Origin of the sequence: Pantoea sp. ICBG 985 (assembly GCF_002928365.1) — a bacterium.
Taxonomy (GTDB): Bacteria; Pseudomonadota; Gammaproteobacteria; order Enterobacterales; family Enterobacteriaceae; genus Pantoea; species Pantoea dispersa.
This window is the reverse complement of sequence record NZ_POWM01000004.1, coordinates 262,940-281,045: the sequence shown is the minus strand read 5'-3', so window position 1 is coordinate 281,045 and position 18,106 is coordinate 262,940. Positions and strand designations below refer to the sequence as shown.

The 18,106-nt window shown below is 55.9% G+C and carries 18 protein-coding genes and 1 pseudogene; 14 read left to right on the top strand and 5 right to left on the bottom strand.

Annotation, left to right across the window (positions count from 1 at the left end; translation table 11 throughout):
• The first annotated feature begins 69 nt into the window (after positions 1-69).
• The 4 genes from hsdM to C1Y42_RS13880 all read left to right on the top strand — a co-directional run bounded on the left by hsdM (position 70) and on the right by C1Y42_RS13880 (position 4,637).
• The gene (gene hsdM / locus C1Y42_RS13895) at positions 70-1,659 is read left to right on the top strand and encodes a type I restriction-modification system methyltransferase (protein ID WP_104093753.1); all 1,590 of its coding nucleotides are present in this window, start codon (positions 70-72) and stop codon (positions 1,657-1,659) included.
• Positions 1,656-3,041, top strand: a complete 1,386-nt coding sequence (locus tag C1Y42_RS13890) for a restriction endonuclease subunit S (protein ID WP_104093752.1) — start codon at positions 1,656-1,658, stop codon at positions 3,039-3,041. Before hsdM ends, C1Y42_RS13890 begins: the two co-directional genes overlap by 4 nt.
• A 224-nt stretch (positions 3,042-3,265) precedes the next feature.
• Positions 3,266-3,598, top strand: coding sequence for an endoribonuclease SymE (gene symE, locus C1Y42_RS13885; protein WP_031279549.1), 333 nt, complete (start codon positions 3,266-3,268; stop codon positions 3,596-3,598).
• A 313-nt stretch (positions 3,599-3,911) separates the two neighbouring features.
• Complete coding sequence (locus tag C1Y42_RS13880; protein ID WP_104093751.1) at positions 3,912-4,637, top strand: HNH endonuclease; 726 nt, start codon at positions 3,912-3,914, stop codon at positions 4,635-4,637.
• Between the two features lie 155 nt (positions 4,638-4,792).
• Here the strand turns inward: C1Y42_RS13880 and C1Y42_RS13875 are convergent, their stop codons facing one another.
• Together C1Y42_RS13875 and C1Y42_RS13870 are read right to left on the bottom strand one after the other, a co-directional pair.
• A complete protein-coding gene (locus C1Y42_RS13875; protein WP_104093750.1) occupies positions 4,793-5,710 on the bottom strand; it encodes a nucleotidyl transferase AbiEii/AbiGii toxin family protein in 918 nt (305 codons plus the stop codon).
• A complete protein-coding gene (locus tag C1Y42_RS13870; RefSeq protein WP_104093749.1) occupies positions 5,703-6,476 on the bottom strand; it encodes a type IV toxin-antitoxin system AbiEi family antitoxin in 774 nt (257 codons plus the stop codon). Before C1Y42_RS13870 ends, C1Y42_RS13875 begins: the two co-directional genes overlap by 8 nt.
• A gap of 186 nt (positions 6,477-6,662) precedes the next feature.
• Here C1Y42_RS13870 and C1Y42_RS13865 point away from each other — a divergent pair, with 186 nt between their 5' ends.
• The 4 genes and pseudogenes from C1Y42_RS13865 to C1Y42_RS13850 all read left to right on the top strand — a co-directional run bounded on the left by C1Y42_RS13865 (position 6,663) and on the right by C1Y42_RS13850 (position 8,866).
• The gene (locus tag C1Y42_RS13865; protein WP_104093748.1) at positions 6,663-7,541 is read left to right on the top strand and encodes a GyrI-like domain-containing protein; all 879 of its coding nucleotides are present in this window, start codon (positions 6,663-6,665) and stop codon (positions 7,539-7,541) included.
• A 186-nt stretch (positions 7,542-7,727) separates the two neighbouring features.
• Entirely contained in the window at positions 7,728-8,123 is a 396-nt protein-coding gene (locus C1Y42_RS13860; protein ID WP_058776421.1) for a DUF6088 family protein, read from the top strand.
• Positions 8,116-8,412: pseudogene (locus C1Y42_RS13855) on the top strand (nucleotidyl transferase AbiEii/AbiGii toxin family protein); the annotation flags it as partial. The gene C1Y42_RS13860 and the pseudogene C1Y42_RS13855, both read left to right, overlap by 8 nt.
• A gap of 124 nt (positions 8,413-8,536) precedes the next feature.
• Complete coding sequence (locus tag C1Y42_RS13850) at positions 8,537-8,866, top strand: DUF1493 family protein (protein WP_104093887.1); 330 nt, start codon at positions 8,537-8,539, stop codon at positions 8,864-8,866.
• Between the two features lie 37 nt (positions 8,867-8,903).
• Here the strand turns inward: C1Y42_RS13850 and C1Y42_RS13845 are convergent, their stop codons facing one another.
• On the bottom strand, positions 8,904-9,683 hold the full coding sequence (locus tag C1Y42_RS13845; RefSeq protein WP_104093747.1) for an NAD(P)H-dependent oxidoreductase: 780 nt from the start codon (positions 9,681-9,683) through the stop codon (positions 8,904-8,906).
• 90 nt (positions 9,684-9,773) lie between these two features.
• Between C1Y42_RS13845 and C1Y42_RS13840 the strand changes: the two genes are divergently transcribed.
• From C1Y42_RS13840 to C1Y42_RS13825, 4 genes are all read left to right on the top strand, one after another.
• A complete protein-coding gene (locus tag C1Y42_RS13840; protein WP_104093746.1) occupies positions 9,774-10,664 on the top strand; it encodes a LysR family transcriptional regulator in 891 nt (296 codons plus the stop codon).
• 160 nt (positions 10,665-10,824) lie between these two features.
• On the top strand, positions 10,825-11,694 hold the full coding sequence (locus C1Y42_RS13835) for an SDR family oxidoreductase (RefSeq protein WP_104093745.1): 870 nt from the start codon (positions 10,825-10,827) through the stop codon (positions 11,692-11,694).
• 44 nt (positions 11,695-11,738) lie between these two features.
• Entirely contained in the window at positions 11,739-12,917 is a 1,179-nt protein-coding gene (locus C1Y42_RS13830; protein WP_104093744.1) for an arabinose transporter, read from the top strand.
• Between the two features lie 79 nt (positions 12,918-12,996).
• Positions 12,997-14,043, top strand: coding sequence for a DUF1176 domain-containing protein (locus C1Y42_RS13825; RefSeq protein ID WP_058776427.1), 1,047 nt, complete (start codon positions 12,997-12,999; stop codon positions 14,041-14,043).
• A gap of 33 nt (positions 14,044-14,076) precedes the next feature.
• On the opposite strand, the gene C1Y42_RS13820 is transcribed toward C1Y42_RS13825, so the two are convergent.
• The gene (locus C1Y42_RS13820; protein WP_104093743.1) at positions 14,077-14,697 is read right to left on the bottom strand and encodes a TetR/AcrR family transcriptional regulator; all 621 of its coding nucleotides are present in this window, start codon (positions 14,695-14,697) and stop codon (positions 14,077-14,079) included.
• A gap of 323 nt (positions 14,698-15,020) precedes the next feature.
• On the opposite strand from C1Y42_RS13820, the gene C1Y42_RS13815 reads away from it, so the two are divergent.
• Both C1Y42_RS13815 and C1Y42_RS13810 read left to right on the top strand, forming a co-directional pair.
• A complete protein-coding gene (locus C1Y42_RS13815) occupies positions 15,021-16,160 on the top strand; it encodes an MFS transporter (protein ID WP_233210728.1) in 1,140 nt (379 codons plus the stop codon).
• A gap of 71 nt (positions 16,161-16,231) precedes the next feature.
• Positions 16,232-17,185 (top strand): alpha/beta fold hydrolase, encoded by a 954-nt coding sequence (locus tag C1Y42_RS13810; protein ID WP_104093886.1) that lies wholly within the window; start codon positions 16,232-16,234, stop codon positions 17,183-17,185.
• A 49-nt stretch (positions 17,186-17,234) separates the two neighbouring features.
• Here the strand turns inward: C1Y42_RS13810 and C1Y42_RS13805 are convergent, their stop codons facing one another.
• Positions 17,235-17,918 (bottom strand): YecA family protein, encoded by a 684-nt coding sequence (locus C1Y42_RS13805; protein WP_104093741.1) that lies wholly within the window; start codon positions 17,916-17,918, stop codon positions 17,235-17,237.
• Positions 17,919-18,106 lie beyond the last annotated feature (188 nt).

Sequence of the window (18,106 nt, the reverse complement as noted above, 5' to 3'; positions counted from 1 at the left end):
GTTATCATCCCCGGCAATGTCTTCTTCTGCGGCCCTGAACAGGGCCGCTGTTTATTTACGGAATACGCAATGAACAATAACGATCTGGTCGCGAAGCTGTGGAAGCTCTGTGACAACCTGCGCGACGGCGGCGTCTCCTATCAAAACTACGTTAATGAACTCGCCTCGCTGCTGTTTCTGAAAATGTGTAAAGAGACCGGCCAGGAAGCGGATTACTTGCCCAAAGGCTATCGCTGGGATGATCTGAAATCCCGCATCGGGCAGGAACAGCTGCAGTTCTACCGGAATCTGCTGGTGCATCTGGGTGCCGATAACCAGAAACTGGTGCAGGCGGTGTTCCAGAACGTCAACACCACCATTACCCAGCCCAAGCAGTTAACCGAGCTGGTCAGCAATATGGATTCGCTGGACTGGTACAACGGCACGCACGGCAAATCCCGCGATGACTTCGGTGATATGTACGAAGGATTGTTGCAGAAAAATGCCAACGAAACCAAGTCGGGTGCCGGTCAGTACTTCACCCCGCGTCCGCTGATCAAAACCATTATCCACCTGCTGAAACCGCAGCCGCGTGAAGTGGTACAGGATCCTGCAGCCGGGACGGCGGGCTTTCTGATTGAAGCCGACCGCTACGTTAAGTCGCAGACCAATGATCTGGATGACCTTGATAACGATACGCAAGATTTCCAGATCCATCGCGCCTTCGTTGGTCTGGAACTGGTGCCGGGCACCCGCCGTCTGGCGCTAATGAATTGCCTGTTGCACGACATCGAAGGCAATCTCGACCACGGTGGCGCGATCCGCCTGGGTAACACATTGGGTAGCGATGGCGAAACCTTGCCGATGGCGCATGTGGTTGCCACCAATCCCCCGTTTGGCAGCGCGGCGGGCACCAACATTACCCGTACCTTCGTTCACCCGACCAGCAATAAACAGCTCTGCTTTATGCAGCATATCGTTGAAACTCTGCTCCCTGGTGGCCGTGCGGCGGTGGTGGTGCCGGATAACGTGTTATTCGAAGGCGGCAAAGGCACCGACATCCGTCGTGACCTGATGGACAAGTGCCATCTGCATACCATCCTGCGTCTGCCGACCGGTATTTTTTACGCTCAGGGCGTGAAGACCAACGTGCTGTTCTTCACCAAAGGCACCGTAGCGAAGCCGACTCAGGATAAGAACTGCACCGATGATGTGTGGGTCTATGATCTGCGAACCAATATGCCGAGCTTCGGCAAGCGTACGCCATTCACCGACGACCATTTACAACCGTTTGAGCGCGTGTATGGTGAAGACCCGCACGGATTAAGCCCGCGTAGCGAGGGGGAGTGGAGCTTTAACGCTGAAGAGACGGAAATAGCCGACAGCGAAGAGAATAAGAACACCGATCAGCATCTGGCGACCAGCCGCTGGCGCAAATTCAGTCGCGAGTGGATCCGCACGGCGAAGTCCGATTCGCTGGATATCTCCTGGCTGAAAGATAAAGACAGTATTGATGCCGACAACCTGCCGGAGCCGGATATTTTAGCGGCAGAAGCCATGGGCGAACTGGTGCAGGCGCTGGGGGAACTGGATGCGCTGATGCGTGAACTGGGGGCGAGCGATGAAGCCGATGCACAGCGTCAGTTGCTGCAGGAAGCGTTTGGTGAGGTGAAGGGATGAGTGCGGGGAAATTGCCGGAGGGGTGGGCTAGCGCCTCAGTATCGACGGTCACAACTCTAATCCGAGGTGTCACTTATAAAAGAGAGCAGGCAATCAATTATCTAAAAGATGATTATTTGCCTCTTATTCGTGCAAACAATATTCAAAACGGTAAGTTTGATACTACGGACTTAGTTTTTGTGCCTGAAAACCTTGTTAAAGAAAGTCAAAAAATATCTTCTGAAGATATTGTTATTGCTATGTCATCAGGGAGCAAATCTGTAGTCGGGAAATCCGCACATCAGCTTCTACCATTTGAATGTAGCTTCGGTGCATTTTGCGGGGCTTTGCGACCAGATAAACGTATATTCCCAAAATTTATTGCTCACTTCACAATATCGTCATTTTATAGAAACAAAATTTCATCACTTTCTGCTGGTGCAAATATCAATAATATCAAGCCGTCAAGCTTTGATTTAATAAATATACCAATTCCGTCTTTTTTTGAACAAAAAATCATCGCTGAAAAAATTGATACGCTGCTGGTTCAGGTAGACAGCATCAATGCACGTCTTGAGAAAATCTCAAAAATCCTGAAAAGTTTTCGTCAGGCGGTGTTGGGGGCTGCGGTAAGTGGAAAGCTAACTGAACACTGGAGAAATGAACAAGGGATAAATTTATCTGATTGGGGAAATACAACTTTCGAGGAGATTTGTACAGAAATTACTGTTGGCTATGTTGGGAAAATGATTGATAGGTATAAAAGTGAAGGGGTTCCATTTCTACGATCTCAAAATATAAGGGAATTTAAATTTTCAAATAAAAATTTATTATATGTTTCAGACGATTTCCATAAAGAAATTTTTAAATCTCGTTTATCTCCAGGCGATTTAGCCATCGTTAGATCAGGTGCTCCTGGTACAACCTGCGTCATTCCTGATTCATTGCCAATAGCAAACTGTTCTGATCTTGTAATAGCTCGTCCTTCAGATAAACTAAATTCATATTTTGGCTGTATATTTATGAATTCAAATGTCGCTAAAATAAATGTATCAGCGAATCGTGTTGGTATAGCACAACAACATTTTAATGTTGGCTCGATGAAAAAAATGCCAATACATTTACCTCCACTTCTTGAACAAAACGAAATAGTCCGCCGCGTAGAACAACTCTTCGCTTACGCCGACACCATTGAAAAGCAGGTCAACAACGCACTTGCCCGCGTAAACAATCTGACACAATCGATTCTGGCGAGAGCCTTCCGGGGCGAACTCACTGCCCAGTGGCGGGCAGAAAACCCGGAATTAATCAGCGGAGAAAATAGCGCCGCCGCGTTGCTGGAAAAAATCAAAGCCGAACGGGCAGCCAGCACAGGTAAAAAAGCCTCGCGTAAAAAAACCTGATCTTTATTTTTGCGCACCTTGCTGGTGCGCTTTTTATTATTTCCTGCCAGCTAAAGCGTAATTTTTATATTCAAATGATTTTATAAATAGCTTTTTTTGCACTATTTCATACTGGACTTCCTGTCTCTTTCCTGATGATATATACAGGTATTTAGCGCGGCGCGGATGTGCGCCAACACACCCGCGCCGCTAATCACAACTACTATTTAGAAGGAATAGTAATCATGACTGACACGCATTCTATTGCACAACCTGCTGAACCAGAAGTCCTCGCGGCAAATAATCGCCAAATAACCGTTGGCTATGCGAGCCGCTATCCGGATTATCGTCGGACTCCTGCCATCACTATGAAAGGACAATGGCTGGAAGAGGCTGGTTTTGCCAGTGGTACGGCGGTTGAAGTGAAGGTAATGAAAGGCTGCATTGTGCTCACCGCCCGGCATGAAGAGAGCGAATTGATGCAGTCGCTGCGCCAGGTGTGCAAACTGTCGGCGCGGAAACAAAAGCAGGTGCAGGAATTTATTCGGGTCATTGTCGGTAAACAGAAAGTCGTCTGAATGATAAACCGCTCCCGGCATCGCATCGGGAGCGGTTAACTTTCAGAAGGGCACTGCGCATATAACATTTAAGCGGCTGTAGTTTTTGAGGGTTTGAATGACAGCATTACCAGGCACTAGCTATGGACTAGATTAGATGTCGTATGATAAATGGGTACCTTGATAAGGTTTGATCCTTCTGACAATCTGATGAGGTCGCTACGTTTGTACTATTAAAGAGATTTCATGGCTTTAATTGCTTTAAGTCAGAAAGTTATACATAAATTACATGATGGTTAATATGAGATAATCCTGGATTGCGAGAGGTCTGACCATGTCTGCAAAAGCCAAACGAACATACAAGTACGGTGATCAACCAATAAGAACTACGACTGTGCAAGTGGTTGAAGAACAATTCGGAGGGACGGCAACGGCTAAGCAGGTAGATGATTACCTTAGAAAGTTATTTCCACATTATAAAGACGATACCTGGCTTAATCTCATAGTTAATACGGTTAACTGTAACCGGAGCTACTGGAGTTTCAACAAGACAGCCAGGAGAACAGATGATGTCACTCATCGTCACCACCAATATGACCGATTATTCAAACGTGGAAACATTTTTGAAATTTATCAACCCTCTGTGCATGGTGTATGGGAGCTGTACCAGGATAAGCAAGGTAAGTGGTGTTTTCGCATTGTAAAATCTGAGTTTGAAAAAGCTGTTGATAGTGCGTCAGAACTTTCCCCATTAGAACGCAAAGAGATTTTAACAATGGAGAGTAAAAATCCTGAGGTAATCACAGTAACAACGCGAGTTTATAAACGAAGCCCATATGTAGTTGCCGAAGTTCTTTCAAGAGCAAGTGGCAAGTGCCAAAGCTGTAAGAGTGATGCTCCTTTTCTCAAAGAAGACGGCACACCATTTCTTGAGGTTCATCACATTGAGTGGCTTTCTAATGGTGGCGAAGATTCTGTGGAAAATGCCATTGCATTATGCCCTAACTGTCACCGACAAGCACATTATGGAGTATTGAAGTTAGTATCAGTTAATAAATAAGGTGAATTGATCTTTAACATTATGAACAGGTTAAGCATCCTAAGCGCCCTTTGGACGAAGAAACGTCTTTATTAATTGATGGAAATGGAGCAGGTCAGAGTTTATAATAAACTTGATAGTTTCACTTTCAGTGTCACTATAGCAATTTTAATAAACTAACTTAGCCATTCAGTCATGATCTTTTCCAGTTTATCCAGTGATTGCGTGCGCTTTTCCTCCGACATTTTTCTAATGTTGCTGAGCTTCCATTGAACGGCTGGCAAATTTTGAATGTGGGTCTCTGGTGCTAAATTCCAGTCAGGCTCGCCGCGTTTGAATGACATCAGGAAATCGAAGTCCTGCTGAGTAAAATGCGCCTTCAGCGCCCTGAGCATGCTTTCCGGAACCTCTCTCAGCGCTTCCAGTGAGACATCCTCAAAGGTCATGCCGCTGAATTCATTTTGAAAGGGCGCGGTAATATCCTTCCAGCGCGGGCTGAGCACTTCGGACAATGGACGCTTATGGCTAAGCAAATAAGTAATAAAGCCATTGAAAATCGCCCGGTCGATTCCCTGGGTATCAAGAAGCATTTTAACGTCGTAAAAATCTCTGGGATGCTGGCGATCTAACGCAGCACATAGCTTGCCACCGTATAAGTCAGGCAGTGAGGTAACCGGGATCGCGGCAAAACCAAATTCTTCCTCCACCGCTTCCACGACATCGCGTTCTTGCGGTGGATAAAATGTTCCACGGGCAACGGGTGAAACTTCAATTTTAATTTGCGCGTCATTCGTGGTGACAATAATGCGCATCTCATCGGGGTTATTGGTTTGCAGCACTGCGCTGATTCCGGCTTGCGCTTCCAGTTCGGCAGCGATGCGGGCAAGCGCTTCCCGCACGTTAGGTAACGCAACCTCTCTGCTTTCCAGTGGGATATAAGCCAGATCGATATCAACGGATAATCGGGGAAAATCACGGATGAATAAATTGATCGCAGTTCCACCTTTCAGCGCAAAACAGGTCTCGTTAGCGACATAGGGTAATGCCCGCACCAGCAGCGCGACCTGGCGGTAGTAAGGTGAGGTTTTATCCATGGCTTATTCCCTTCTTAATAAAATTTTCGGGCACAGTAATCTGGTATTGCGTGTCCAGTTTGCCATTAACAACGATTTGTCGGTTGCCCGATCCCAGGTCGATTTTGCTGGTATCCACACGTTTGAACCATGCATGTTCATAGAAGCTGGCGAAAAACAGATACAAGCGCTTGGTTCGCACAGACTGGCTGAGCGTGAGAAGGTTCTCCACTTTACGTGGGTTGAGATTGACCAGCCCCTGAAAAAGCTCGGCAGCGTGCTCAAATGAGATTTCCTTAGGCACCGCGCTTAATAGCTCGTAGGCGGCCAGTTCTGGCACGCTGGCAGTTATTTTTTTCCCTTTGATCTCAAGCTGGGTTCGGTACTTCTCATCCAGTTGAGGAAGTTTTAAGGCCGATAACGTAAGCCACTCAACATGGGGAAATTCTTTAAACCATTTGGGCAATATGGTTTTACTTTCAACGCTAATCCAGCATTGGCTCTGTTTAAGCTGCAGGTAATGGGATCGTCCTTGCCAGGAGAGGCTACTCAGTCCAGCCAGATAGACCGATGCTTCAAGCTGGTTCTGCAGACACCATAGCGCATCGCTCCAGTCAGGTTCCCGGCCGGCGCGGACATAAACACCAGCACGCAGTTTTTCCAGCCAGCCATTTTGCGCATATTTAAATGCCAGTGAAGGCGATATGTTGTTTCGGGTTAGCCAGTTTTGTAAAACCAGGCTTCCTGGAGCGGTGTTCTGCAACAGCCAGTTTATTTTTGAGGTCATACATTCACTAATGGTGTGACTATGATTAAAAAAGTAAACCGCCCTGCGAGTAAAAAGTCAATGTACGGTGTTGATCGCAACTTGAGCATCGTCAACAAAAAATAAAGACTTTCCCTCAAAATTCCGCAAGATCCATCAGGCCCACTCCGAGCCACAAGGGCATACTCATTCCCCAGAGAGGATGCTATGCCAGTAAACAAAAACCATCACCGTGAGACCTACCGCAAGCGCTTTGACAAAGTGTTCGACTACATCGAACGCCATCTTGATGAAGCGCTGCTGCTGGAGCAACTAAGTGAAGTGGCGCACTTTTCGCCGTACCACTTTCACCGCCAGTTCAGCGCCTGGTGCGGCATGCCGCCGGGGCGTTACATCCAGCTGATGCGGCTCAAGCGGGCGTCGTACCGGCTGGCATTCAATCCGCACGAGAAAATCATTGAGATTGCGCTCGATGCCGGTTTTCAGCATGCCGAATCATTCAGTCGCGCCTTTAAGCAGGTATTTGACGTGACGCCGAGTGAATTTCGTCAGCAGCCGGTGTGGATGACCTGGCATCAGCGCATGCCTCAGCCACCCGTCAAACGGAGAGAGAGTATGTCAGTTGAGATTAAAATGTTTGCCACCACGCCGGTGGCGATGCTCACGCATCACGGCGATCCGCAGCGCATCAACGAAACGGCGGCGCAGTTTATTGCCTGGCGCAAAAGCAGCGGAGCATCGCCGGTGCGCAGCAGCCAGACGTTCGGTGTCGCGCCGCACGATCCGGCCAGCACGCCCGCTGGGGATTTTCAGTATCACCTTTGCGGTTCGGTGACGGCGCCGGTTAACGAAGACAACGCCTTTGGCGTCGTTAACAGCACCATTCCCGGCGGACGCTGCGCGGTGCTGCGTCATCACGGCTCGCACAGCGCGCTGACCGAGCTGGCGCGATCGCTCTACAGCGAATGGTTGCCGGCCAGCGGTGAAGAGCTGCGCGATTTCCCGCTGTTCTTCCACTATCACAACTTCGTGCATGAGGTGGCGGAACACGAATTGCTGACGGATATCTATCTGCCGCTTAAGTGATGAGGAATCCCGATGGCGAAGGTCATCGGGAATGACTTCATGCAGTAACACTGTCTGCTAACCTGAAACCTTAATTATGCTGAAACCTGCTGAGAGCAAGGCCTGCAGAAGACTTGATGTCGTATGTTTGCTTTCCATAATGTCGTATGTTTGCTATGATGCAAAAATGAACAGAGAGGACGCAACATGACTATTAAAGCGCGCATGCAGTCACGGCTGAAACGCTCTAAGCGTTATGTTTTCACGCGTGATGACTTCAACGATCTTGCCGGTTACGACCAGATTGGCCGTGTACTGCGGGAACTGGTGAACGAAGGTCAGCTGCTTAAGGTTGGCTATGGCGTGTACACCAAAGCAAGAAAGAACGCGATTACGGGCAAGGTAATGCCTGCTGCACCCGGTGGTTCTGCTGCCGTTGTCATCGAGACGCTCGAACGTCTGAAGGTTGATTATCGTCTGGTTGGCGCGTCGGATGCCTATAACAGTGGGAAAACCACGCAGATTCCTGCATCCATGCAGATCAAAACGTCGCCACGTTTTAAACGCACCTTGTCAGTAGGAAGCAGTAAATTAAATGGATGATCTCATAGCGTTATTTCCTGATGTATCCGATGCATTAGGCATCGAGTCTGTCGCTATCGTGGAAAAGGATTTCTATATTGTTGAATTGCTGCGGCTGTTACAGCCTTTGAACTTCGGGAGCCATCAGCTGATATTTTGTGGTGGAACCGCTTTATCTAAGGCGGGTATCGCGCTTAACCGCATGTCTGAAGATGTGGATATCAAGCTTGTTCCCGTCGCCGATTTCTTTGCTAAAAACTCACGCACGCAGCGCAAAGCCTTTCGTAAACACATCATCGCCGAAATAACGGAAACTACCCGTTTTCAGCAGACGGCTATCGAGGTCCTCAGCGCCGCACGTTAATGCTTAGGCGAAGAGGGCAAGGCATGGCAAAATGCCCTGCGATCCAATCAGCACAGGCGAAGAGGCGACGATGACAGAGCAACTCGAACAGCGTATCTATGAACTGGTGCGGCGCTATGACGGCGTGTATCTGTTCAAGCAGAAAACGCTCACGCCGCAGATTGATATCGACAGCGATCTCAACTTCGAGCGCGACGAAGCCGCCGCGCTGATGGAGGAGTTTTTCAGCGAGTTCGCGGTCGATCGCGCGAATTTCGCTATTGGAACCTACTACCCGGACGAACCGTCGCTGGCGCAAATCCTCAACCCGTTCAACAAGCGTGAAGTGCCGGTGGTGCCGGATTTCACGCTGGGCATGCTGATTGCGTCGGCGCAGGCGGGGCGCTGGCTGTTTGAATAATACAGCAGCGCGCCGCTGCGGTTTGGCGGCCTGCGGCTCAGCGCGCCACGTGCACGCCAAATCCGCGCTCACCTTCCGCAAGATCCTCGCGCAGCGTCAGCGCCGGAATCACATATTCACCGCCGTTCTGACGACGGAAGGCAATCGGTTGATCCTGCGCTAAGCGATCCAGTCGTTGCGCCAGCGCGGCGCACCAGTCGGCAAAGCGTTCCTGCGCCGACTTCTGCACGCGATACAGCACCAGCGGTGGCAGCACGCTGAAGCCGGGATAGAACAGCATGCCGTGCTGGATCGGGAACAGCAGATCCTCAATCGGGCCGTTGATGCCGCGCGGCGCGTAGTGCGACTCCCAGCCGCCGGTGGTCACCACCAGCATGGCGCGCTTGCCGGCGAGCGCGCCTTCGCCGTAGCGATCGCCCCAGTGGTGATCGTTGTGCTCGCCGACGCCATAGGCAAAACCGTTGGCATACACGCGGTCAAACCAGCCTTTCATGATTGCCGGCATCGAAAACCACCACAGCGGAAACTGAAAAATCACCGTGTCGGCCCAGCGCAGCTTCTCCTGCTCGGCGGCAATGTCCGCTGCCTGCAGCTGGTTGTCGTAGGCGAAACGCGAATCCAGCGTGGCATCAAAATGCGCGCCCACCGGGGGCGCCAGCGTGTCGGCGGCATCCAGCGGTGCTTTCCACTGCATGGCGTACAGATCTGACACCTGCACCTGATGGCCCGCCTGCTGCAGATGATTCACGGCAAAGTCTTTCAGCGATCCGTTCAGCGAGCGCGGTTCCGGATGGGCATACACAATCAAAACATTCATGGCGGTATCCTGTGAGATGAAAACCGCTGCAGGTTAAGCCAGTGCTGGCTATAGTAGAAATCAATTGCTGATATCTCAGGTATAGATGACATGAATATGCACTCGCTGGATTTGAATCTGCTGCACACCTTAGACGTGTTGCTGGTGGAGCAGAACGTGACGCGCGCGGCGCAGCGCCTCAATCTGTCGCAGCCGTCGGTGAGCGCCCAGCTGGCGCGCCTGCGGGTGCTGTTTGACGATCCGTTGCTGTTGCCCGGTCCGCGCGGCATGTTGCCCACCGCCCGCGCCGAGGCCCTGCGCGAGCCGCTGCGTCTGGCGCTGGAAGCGCTGGAGCGCGCGGTGGCACCGCCGGCAGCGTTCGATCCGGCGCGCGCGGAGCTTACCTGGCGCATTGCCGCCACCGATTACATGTCATCGGCGCTGATCCTGCCGGCGCTGAAACTCATTCGTGAAGCGGCACCGCGCAGCCGCATGGCGGTGTTCGCACTCAATCCGCCGCAGGTGGCGCAGCAGCTGGAGAAGGGCGAGCTGGATATGGTGTTTCACACCGGCGACAACGCGCCGCCGACGCTGCATCAGCGCCGCTTGTTCAGCGAGCGCTACGTGCTGGCTGGCCGGCACGATCATCCGCAGCTGCAGCAGCCCCTGACGCTGGACCGTTTTTGTCAGCTGGAGTTTGTGATGGTTTCGCCGGATGGCGGCGGCTTCAGTGCGGCCACCGATCGCGCGCTGGCAACGCTCGGCCGCACGCGCCGCGTCGCGCTCTCAGTGCCGCATTTTCTGTTTATGCTCGACACGCTGGCCAGCAGCGATTTGGTCGCTGTACTGCCGGAGCGCCTGGTGCGAAACGCGCCGCAGCTCACCGTACTTGCACCGCCGCTACAGATTGAAGGATTTGACATCCTGATGCTGTGGCACGAGCGCCTGCATCGCGATCCCGCCCAGCAGTGGCTGCGCCAGCAAATTGTCGCGGCACTGTAAACCTGAACTCTCGCCGAATAAGTAGTGGTCTTCATGCTCTCAGGCCTTGCCCGACAAGGCTTGCTCCTGCATTGCTGATGCGATTAGCGCCACCGCTCCACAGCACGCATCATATTAACACGACGAAACACTCGCGTTTTAACGTGCAGGAGAGAAGACCATGCAGATATTTGTCACCGGGGCCACTGGCTGGGTAGGTTCAGCGGTGGTGGAAGATTTGATCGCGGCGGGCCATCAGGTAACAGGGCTGGCGCGTTCGGCGGAAAAAGCCGTGGCGCTGGCCGTCACTGGCGCACAGGTTATTCGCGGTTCGCTGGAGGATGCTGACGTGCTGCGTGACGCCGCGCAATCCGCAGACGCCATCATTCATACCGCGTTTAACCACGATTTCTCGCGCTTCGTGCAGAACTGCGAGCAGGACCGTCAGGTGATCGAGCTGCTCGGCGAGGCGATTGCCGGATCGGATCGCATGCTGCTGGTGACGTCCGGCCTGTCCGGTATGGCGCGCGGGGCGACGGAGCTGGATCAGCCGCAGCCGGTGTCACCGCGTCAGTCGGAAGCGGCGGCGCAGGCGCTATCACAGCGCGGCGTGCACGTGGCGACAGTGCGGCTGGCGCCGTCGGTACATGGCCTCGGCGACCACGGTTTCGTGCCGATTCTGGTGCGGCTGGCGCGTGAGAGCGGGATTTCCGCCTGGTGCGGCAGCGGTGAGAACTGCTGGTCCGGCGTGCACCGTCGCGATGCGGCGCGCGTCTATCGGCTGGCGCTGGAGCAGGGCGTCACCGAACGCGTTTATCACGCGGTGGCCGATGAGGCGGTGCCGTTCCGCGCAATCGCGGAGACGATTGGACGCCAGCTCGGATTACCCAGCGGCGAGCGCGACCGGGCACACTTTGGCTGGTTCGCCAACATGGCGGCGGGCAACATGGCGGTCTCCAGCCAGCGCACGCGCACGCTGCTGGACTGGTCTGCAACCCGCCCGGACCTGCTGAGCGAGCTCGATACGCCTGCCTATTACACCCATCTCTGATATCACGCTGCCGCTGCGCGCGGCAGTTTTTCTGGATTATATCGATGAAAAATAATGTATTTATCACCTTGCTGCCGGTGACGCTGGCGGTGTTTATCGCTTTTCTCACCATGGGGATGCAGCTGCCGGTGCTGCCGCTGCATCTGCAGCAGAACCTCGGCATGGATACGCTGGCGATCGGCACGGTCATCGGCGCGCAGTTTATCGCATCGCTGCTGACGCGTTCGTGGGCGGGCAACTTCGCCGATATGCGCGGCGCGAAACGCGCGGTGCTGACCGGGCTGTTAGTGGTGGCGAGTTCCGGCGTGATCTATCTGATTTCGCTGCTGTTCATTGATCGGCCTGCCAGCTCGGTGGCCATTCTGCTGCTGGGGCGTGTGGTGCTGGCGCTGGGCGAGAGCCTGCTGGCCACTGGCGCGCTCGGCTGGGGACTCGGGCTGGTGGGGCCGGCCAATGCCGGTAAAGTGATGGCGTGGATCGGTATCGCGATTTACGGCGCCTGGGCGCTGGGTGCGCCGCTGGGCGTGGCGATTTATCACGGCTGGCACTTCACCGGCATCGCCATGGCGATCATCTTGGTACCGCTGCTGCCGCTGATGTTTATCACCCAGGTGCGCGCCGTCGCGCCGACCTCGACCAAACGCACGCCGTTCTACAAAGTCATGGGCGCGGTGTGGCGGCCGGGACTGGGTCTGGCGCTCGCCAGCGTCGGCTTTGGCATGATTACTGCTTTTATCGCGCTGCTGTTTGCGGCCAGGGCCTGGGGCAACGCGTCGCTGGCGTTCACCGCGTTTGGCGTGGCGTTTATCGCGGCGCGTCTGTTCTTTGCCCATCTGCCGGATAAGCTGGGCGGCGCGCGTGTCGCGCTGGTATGCGTGCTGATTGAAGCCTGCGGTCAGCTGCTGATTTGGCGCGCGGATAGCGCGACGCTGGTTTATTTCGGCGCGGCGCTGACCGGTTTTGGCTATTCGCTGGCCTTTCCGGCGTTCGGCGTGGAAGCGGTGCGCCGTGCGCCGCCGCACACCCGCAGCCTGGCGATGGGGGCTTACGTGGCGTTTCTCGATATCGCGCTGGCAGTCACCAGTCCGCTGGCGGGCGCGCTGGCCGCCCACCGCGGCGTGGCTTCGGTGTATCTCGCCGGCGCGATTGCCGTGGCGCTGGCGATGCTGGTGGCGCTGAGCCTGATGGCGCGTCAGCCACAACCACAGGCAGCGATGGAATAAGACCCGCCGCAAAAAATTCACTTCTCCCGCGCCGCAAAAATCATCACACTAGCCACCTTTACCATTAGGGAGAGATGGCATGAAAAGCCGATTGCTGCTGGCGCTGACGCTGTTCGCCAGCCTGAGCACGCCGTTGTGGGCCGACGAAGGCGTCTCGTTTAGCCATAAAGACTGGGAGCTGGCTTGTGATAATACGCTGACCTGCCGCGCCGCCGGCTACAGCGCCGAAGAAGGCGCGGGCGGATCGGTGCTGCTGACGCGCGCCGGCGGGCCAGACAGCCTGACGCACGGGCGCGTGGTGCTGGCCGATACCGGCGACGATGATGCGCAGCAGGTGAATGCGCTGGCGCTGTGGATTGACGATCGCGCGCTGGGCGAGGTCAGCAAAGCGGAGAACGATGAGTGGACGCTGAGCGACGCACAGACCCAGGCGCTGATCGCCGCCATCAAAGGCAGCGCCAGAGTGGAGTTTCGCGGTGCGGCCGAGCCGTTTGAGCTCTCCGGCAACGGGGCCTTTGCCACGCTGTTAAAAATGGATGAGGCGCAGGGACGGCTGAACACGCCGGGCGCGCTGGTGCGCAAGGGCAACCAGCCGGAAGCCAGCGTACCGGCGGCAGTGGCGATGCCGGTGATCCAGCAGGTCCATGTGCTAAAAGCCGCGCCGCGCCCGCTGACGCCGGACGAACTGGCGCAGGTCAAGCCAAAGCTGATTGCCTCGCTGACCGATGACGACAGCTGTGACAATCTCGCGCCGTCCGACGATCAGCCGGAAGAGGGCGCAGAACCGCCTACGCTGACGCCGGTGGATGCGCAGCACGTGCTGATTGCCGCGCTGTGCTGGCGCGGGGCTTACAACGAAGGCTACGGTTTCTGGCTGCTGGATAACGCGCTGCAGGGCACGCCGCAGCTGATCACCGATTCCGGATCTGATTATCACGACGGCGTGATCAGCGAAGCGCAGAAAGGGCGCGGCATTGGTGACTGCTGGAGCACCGCTGCATGGGTGTGGGATGGCCGCCAGTTTGTCCAGAGCAGCGAGGCCACCACCGGTATGTGTCGTGCCATCCGCGCCGGCGGCGCATGGCAGCTGCCAACGCTGGTCACCGAAGTCAAACCGGCGGGGTAATGCTCAGCGCGCAACGCCGGGCGGCAGGGATGCTTAATCCGTCACGGATTTTGCCGCGTCCCACGCGGCCATGACGTGGGCGATGGCGGTATCGATCTGCGCGCCGTTGACGCCATCGCGCACCAGCACCGACACGCCCAGCAGAAAAGCGTCGAGGGCGATGGCGAGGGCGGCGGCATCAGTGTTGGCGCGCAGTTCGCCGCTGTCGATGCCGCGCTGCACGCAGGCCGTCATGCCTGCCAGCGTGCGGGCGCGTGAGCGCGCCAGCGGCTGGGTGACATCCGCGTGTTCGGCGGAAGGCGCACTCATCACGCCCAGGCCGACCATACATCCCAGCGGATGGCCGGACTCACACTGCATGCTGGCAGAGCGCCGCAGCGCGGTCTCCATCGCGGTGCGGGGCGGCAGGCTGTTATCCCACAGCGGCTCCACCACCTGCGCGTAAGTCGACAGATAGCGCTGCACACACTCCTGAAACAGCGCCTGCTTCGAGCCAAAGGCCGCGTAGAAGCTCGGTGCGGAAATACCGCCGGCAATTCCCGCCTTCAGCTGCGTTAACGATGTCGACTCATAACCGTGCTGCCAGAAAATCTTCATCGCTTGTTCAATGGCCGCATCACGATCGAACGTACGCGGCCGTCCCATAGTGGCCATCTCAGTGCTCCGTTAAGCTCAATGCTTAAATACTAATCGATACATAAGTCGTTGACAACGGTCTCGCGCGTCAATTAATGTATCGATCAGTATATATTTGTGCCTGCGGGCGGCGGATAGCGTATCCGCGGTAGTGTGTCCTTAAGCCGTAACAGGTTATCGCACTTCGCCACTTTATATACTGATCGGTACATATAATTTTAACGACAGGCGCGCGCCTCACCTGCACGCTGATGACATCGGGAACGCTGATTGTGACGACTTTGAATACCGCCGCGGATAAAACCCGGCCGCTACCGCTGGGCGCGCTGCTGGCGCTGGCCATGACCGGTTTTATCTGCATCATCACCGAAACCTTACCGGCCGGACTGCTGCCGCAGATGGCGGCGGGCCTCGGCATTTCCACCGCGCTGGCCGGGCAGACCGTAACCGTTTATGCGCTTGGCTCGCTGCTGGCGGCGATTCCACTGACCATCGCCACCCAGGGCTGGCGCCGCCGTAACGTGCTGTTGCTGGCTATCGTCGGTTTCCTGATTTTCAACTCCATCACCACGTTCTCGACCCACTTCGCACTGACGCTGGTGGCGCGCTTTTTCGCCGGTGCAGCGGCGGGACTCGCCTGGAGCCTGCTGGCCGGCTATGCGCGGCGCATGGTGCCGGTCCATCAGCAGGGCAAAGCGCTCGCCGTGGCGATGGTCGGCACGCCGATTGCGCTTGCGCTGGGTGTTCCCGTCGGCACCTGGCTGGGCACGGCGGTGGGCTGGCGCACGGCGTTCGGCATCATGTCAGCGCTGACGCTGCTGCTGATCGGCTGGGTGCTGCTGCGGGTGCCTGACTATCCGGGACAAAGCAGCGATCAGCGTCTGCCGCTGCGCACAGTGTTCATGACGCCAGGCGTGCGTCCGGTGCTGGGCGTGGTGCTGGCGTGGATGACGGCGCACAACATTCTTTACACCTACATCGCGCCGTTCGTTACCCAGGCGGGCCTCGCCGGACAGGTGGACAGCGTGCTGCTGGTGTTTGGCATCGCGGCGCTGGCGGCTATCGGCCTGGCCGGTCGCCTCGTCGATCACCACCTGCGCGTCGCCGTGCTCGGCAGTCTGGCGCTGTTTGCGCTGGTCTCGCTGCTGTTCATCTGGCTGGCGCGCTTGCCGCTGCTGGTTTATGTCGGCGTGGCGCTGTGGGGACTGACGTTTGGCGGGGCGGCCACGCTGCTGCAAACGGCGCTGGCGGATGCGGCAGGCGAGGGCGCGGATGTGGCGCTGTCGATGAATGTGGTGGTGTGGAACAGCGCGATTGCCGGCGGCGGTCTGGCCGGTGGCGTGTTGCTTACCCATTGGGGCGTGGCGTCTTTCCCGCTGGCGCTGCTGTTGCTGCTGGCGGTTGGCTTTCTCATCGCACTGCAGGCGCGTCAGCACGGTTTCCAGGCCGGCGCGCGGCACCAGCGCGTACAAGGTCACTGACCTGCCGGGCTGACTTAAAAAATTTAACCCACTGTTTTAAATGGCATTATGACAAAATGGAGATCAATCACGTGTTCAAAAAATTACTGTTAACCCTGCTGCTTGCCTCGGCCGCGCTGTTTTCCGCCGCCAGCACCGCCGCGGATGAATTCCCGCTGCCCGCCGGTTTCACCAGCAGCTATCAAACTGTGGATGGCGTACGCCTGCATTATGTGAAGGGCGGCAGCGGACCGCTGGTGTATCTGGTGCACGGTTTCGGACAGACGTGGTACGAGTGGCACCAGCTGATGCCGGAACTGGCAAAAAACCACACCGTCGTGGCGGTGGATCTGCCGGGGCTGGGGCAGTCTGACGTGCCGCATTCGTATCGCGCCACCGATGTCGCGCCGCTGCTTTATCAGCTGGCACAACAGTTCGCCGGCGGCAAAAAGTTCGATCTGGTGGCGCACGACATTGGCATCTGGAATACCTATCCGCTGCTGGTGAAACATCAGGACAGCATCCGCCGCGCCATCTTTATGGAAGCGCCAATCCCGGATGAAAGTATCTATCAGTTCCCGGCCTTTACGCCCGAAGGCGAATCCCTGGTGTGGCACTTCAGCTTCTTTGCGGCGCAGGGACAGCTGGCTGAACAGCTGATCGCCGGTAAAGAGCGTCTGTTCTTCGAGCATTTCATCAAAGAACATGCCGCCAACAAAGCGGTGTTCACCCCGGCGCTGCTGGATCTCTACAGCAAATCCTATGCAAAACCGCACAGCCTGAACGCCGCCTTTGAATATTACCGGGTGCTGAATCAGGGAGTGGCGGACAATAAAGAGCTCTCCCGCGAGAAAATTGCTGTGCCGATGCTGGCGATTGGCGGTGGCGGTCACGGCGGACTGGGTGCTTATGAGCAGCAGGTGGTCAGCCGCTACGCCTCGCAGGTCACCGGCAAAGTGTTACCTGGCTGCGGTCACTGGTTACCTGAAGAGTGCCCTGCGCCGCTGAATGCGGCGGTGATGGAGTTTCTCGCGTCCGGGAAATAACGCGGTGCGCAGGCCAGTTTTAGCGCTGGCCTGCATAGACGTGAGCGTCTCAGGCTTTATTCAGGCAGCACTGCTTAAACTTTTTGCCGCTGCCGCACGGGCAGGGATCGTTGCGGCCGGTTTTTTCACCGGCAAAATGCGGCAGCTGCGGAGCCGGATCGGGCTGCGCCATGCGCTGTTCCTGCCAGTATTCGTGCAGTTCCAGCGCCGCCGGACGAATCGCCTCGATGCTGGCCTCAAACGCGTCCGGGGTGAAGGCTTCACGCTGCGCCAGCTGCGCTTCACTGCCGTGCAGCGCAATCGCCTGCAGCGCCGGTTGCTGTGCCGCCGGCAGCTGCGACCAGTCTGCATCCAGCGCCACGCCGCGCATATAGCCGTAGCACCAGTCTTCCACCACGGTAAACAGCTGGCCTTCCATCTCCTGCTCGCCGAACAGCGGATCGAACTGCTCCGGGTACTCCGCCAGCCGCTCGGCGATGTCGTTGAAGTGCTGGAAAGTCAGCGCCATGAAGCGGTCCATTTCGCGCGCGTTCGCCCACTGAGGAATCTTCTTCTCACCGCCCCAGATCGCCACCAGCCATTCGCTCGGTTCGATATCGTTCGGGCCGGAGAGCAGGGCGGTCAGCATGCCGTCCAGTTCGGCGGTGTCCACCACGGAGTGTTCGTTGCCATATTTTTCCAGCATGTCATCAAGCCAGTTCAGCTCTTTTTCGGTTAACGGACCCTGATTCATCCGGCGTCTCCTGCGGTGTGCATTGGTGGGCAAAAATTGCTGGGCGCGATTATAGCGGCAGCGCGCCTGATTTACCGCTTTTTGCATATCGATAGCCGAAGTGCGCCTAAAAAGGAATCGCCATAACTTATTGCGCAACAGTATTGGCGGGAAACGGCGGCGAATGTCAGCGTAAACGCAGGATTTAC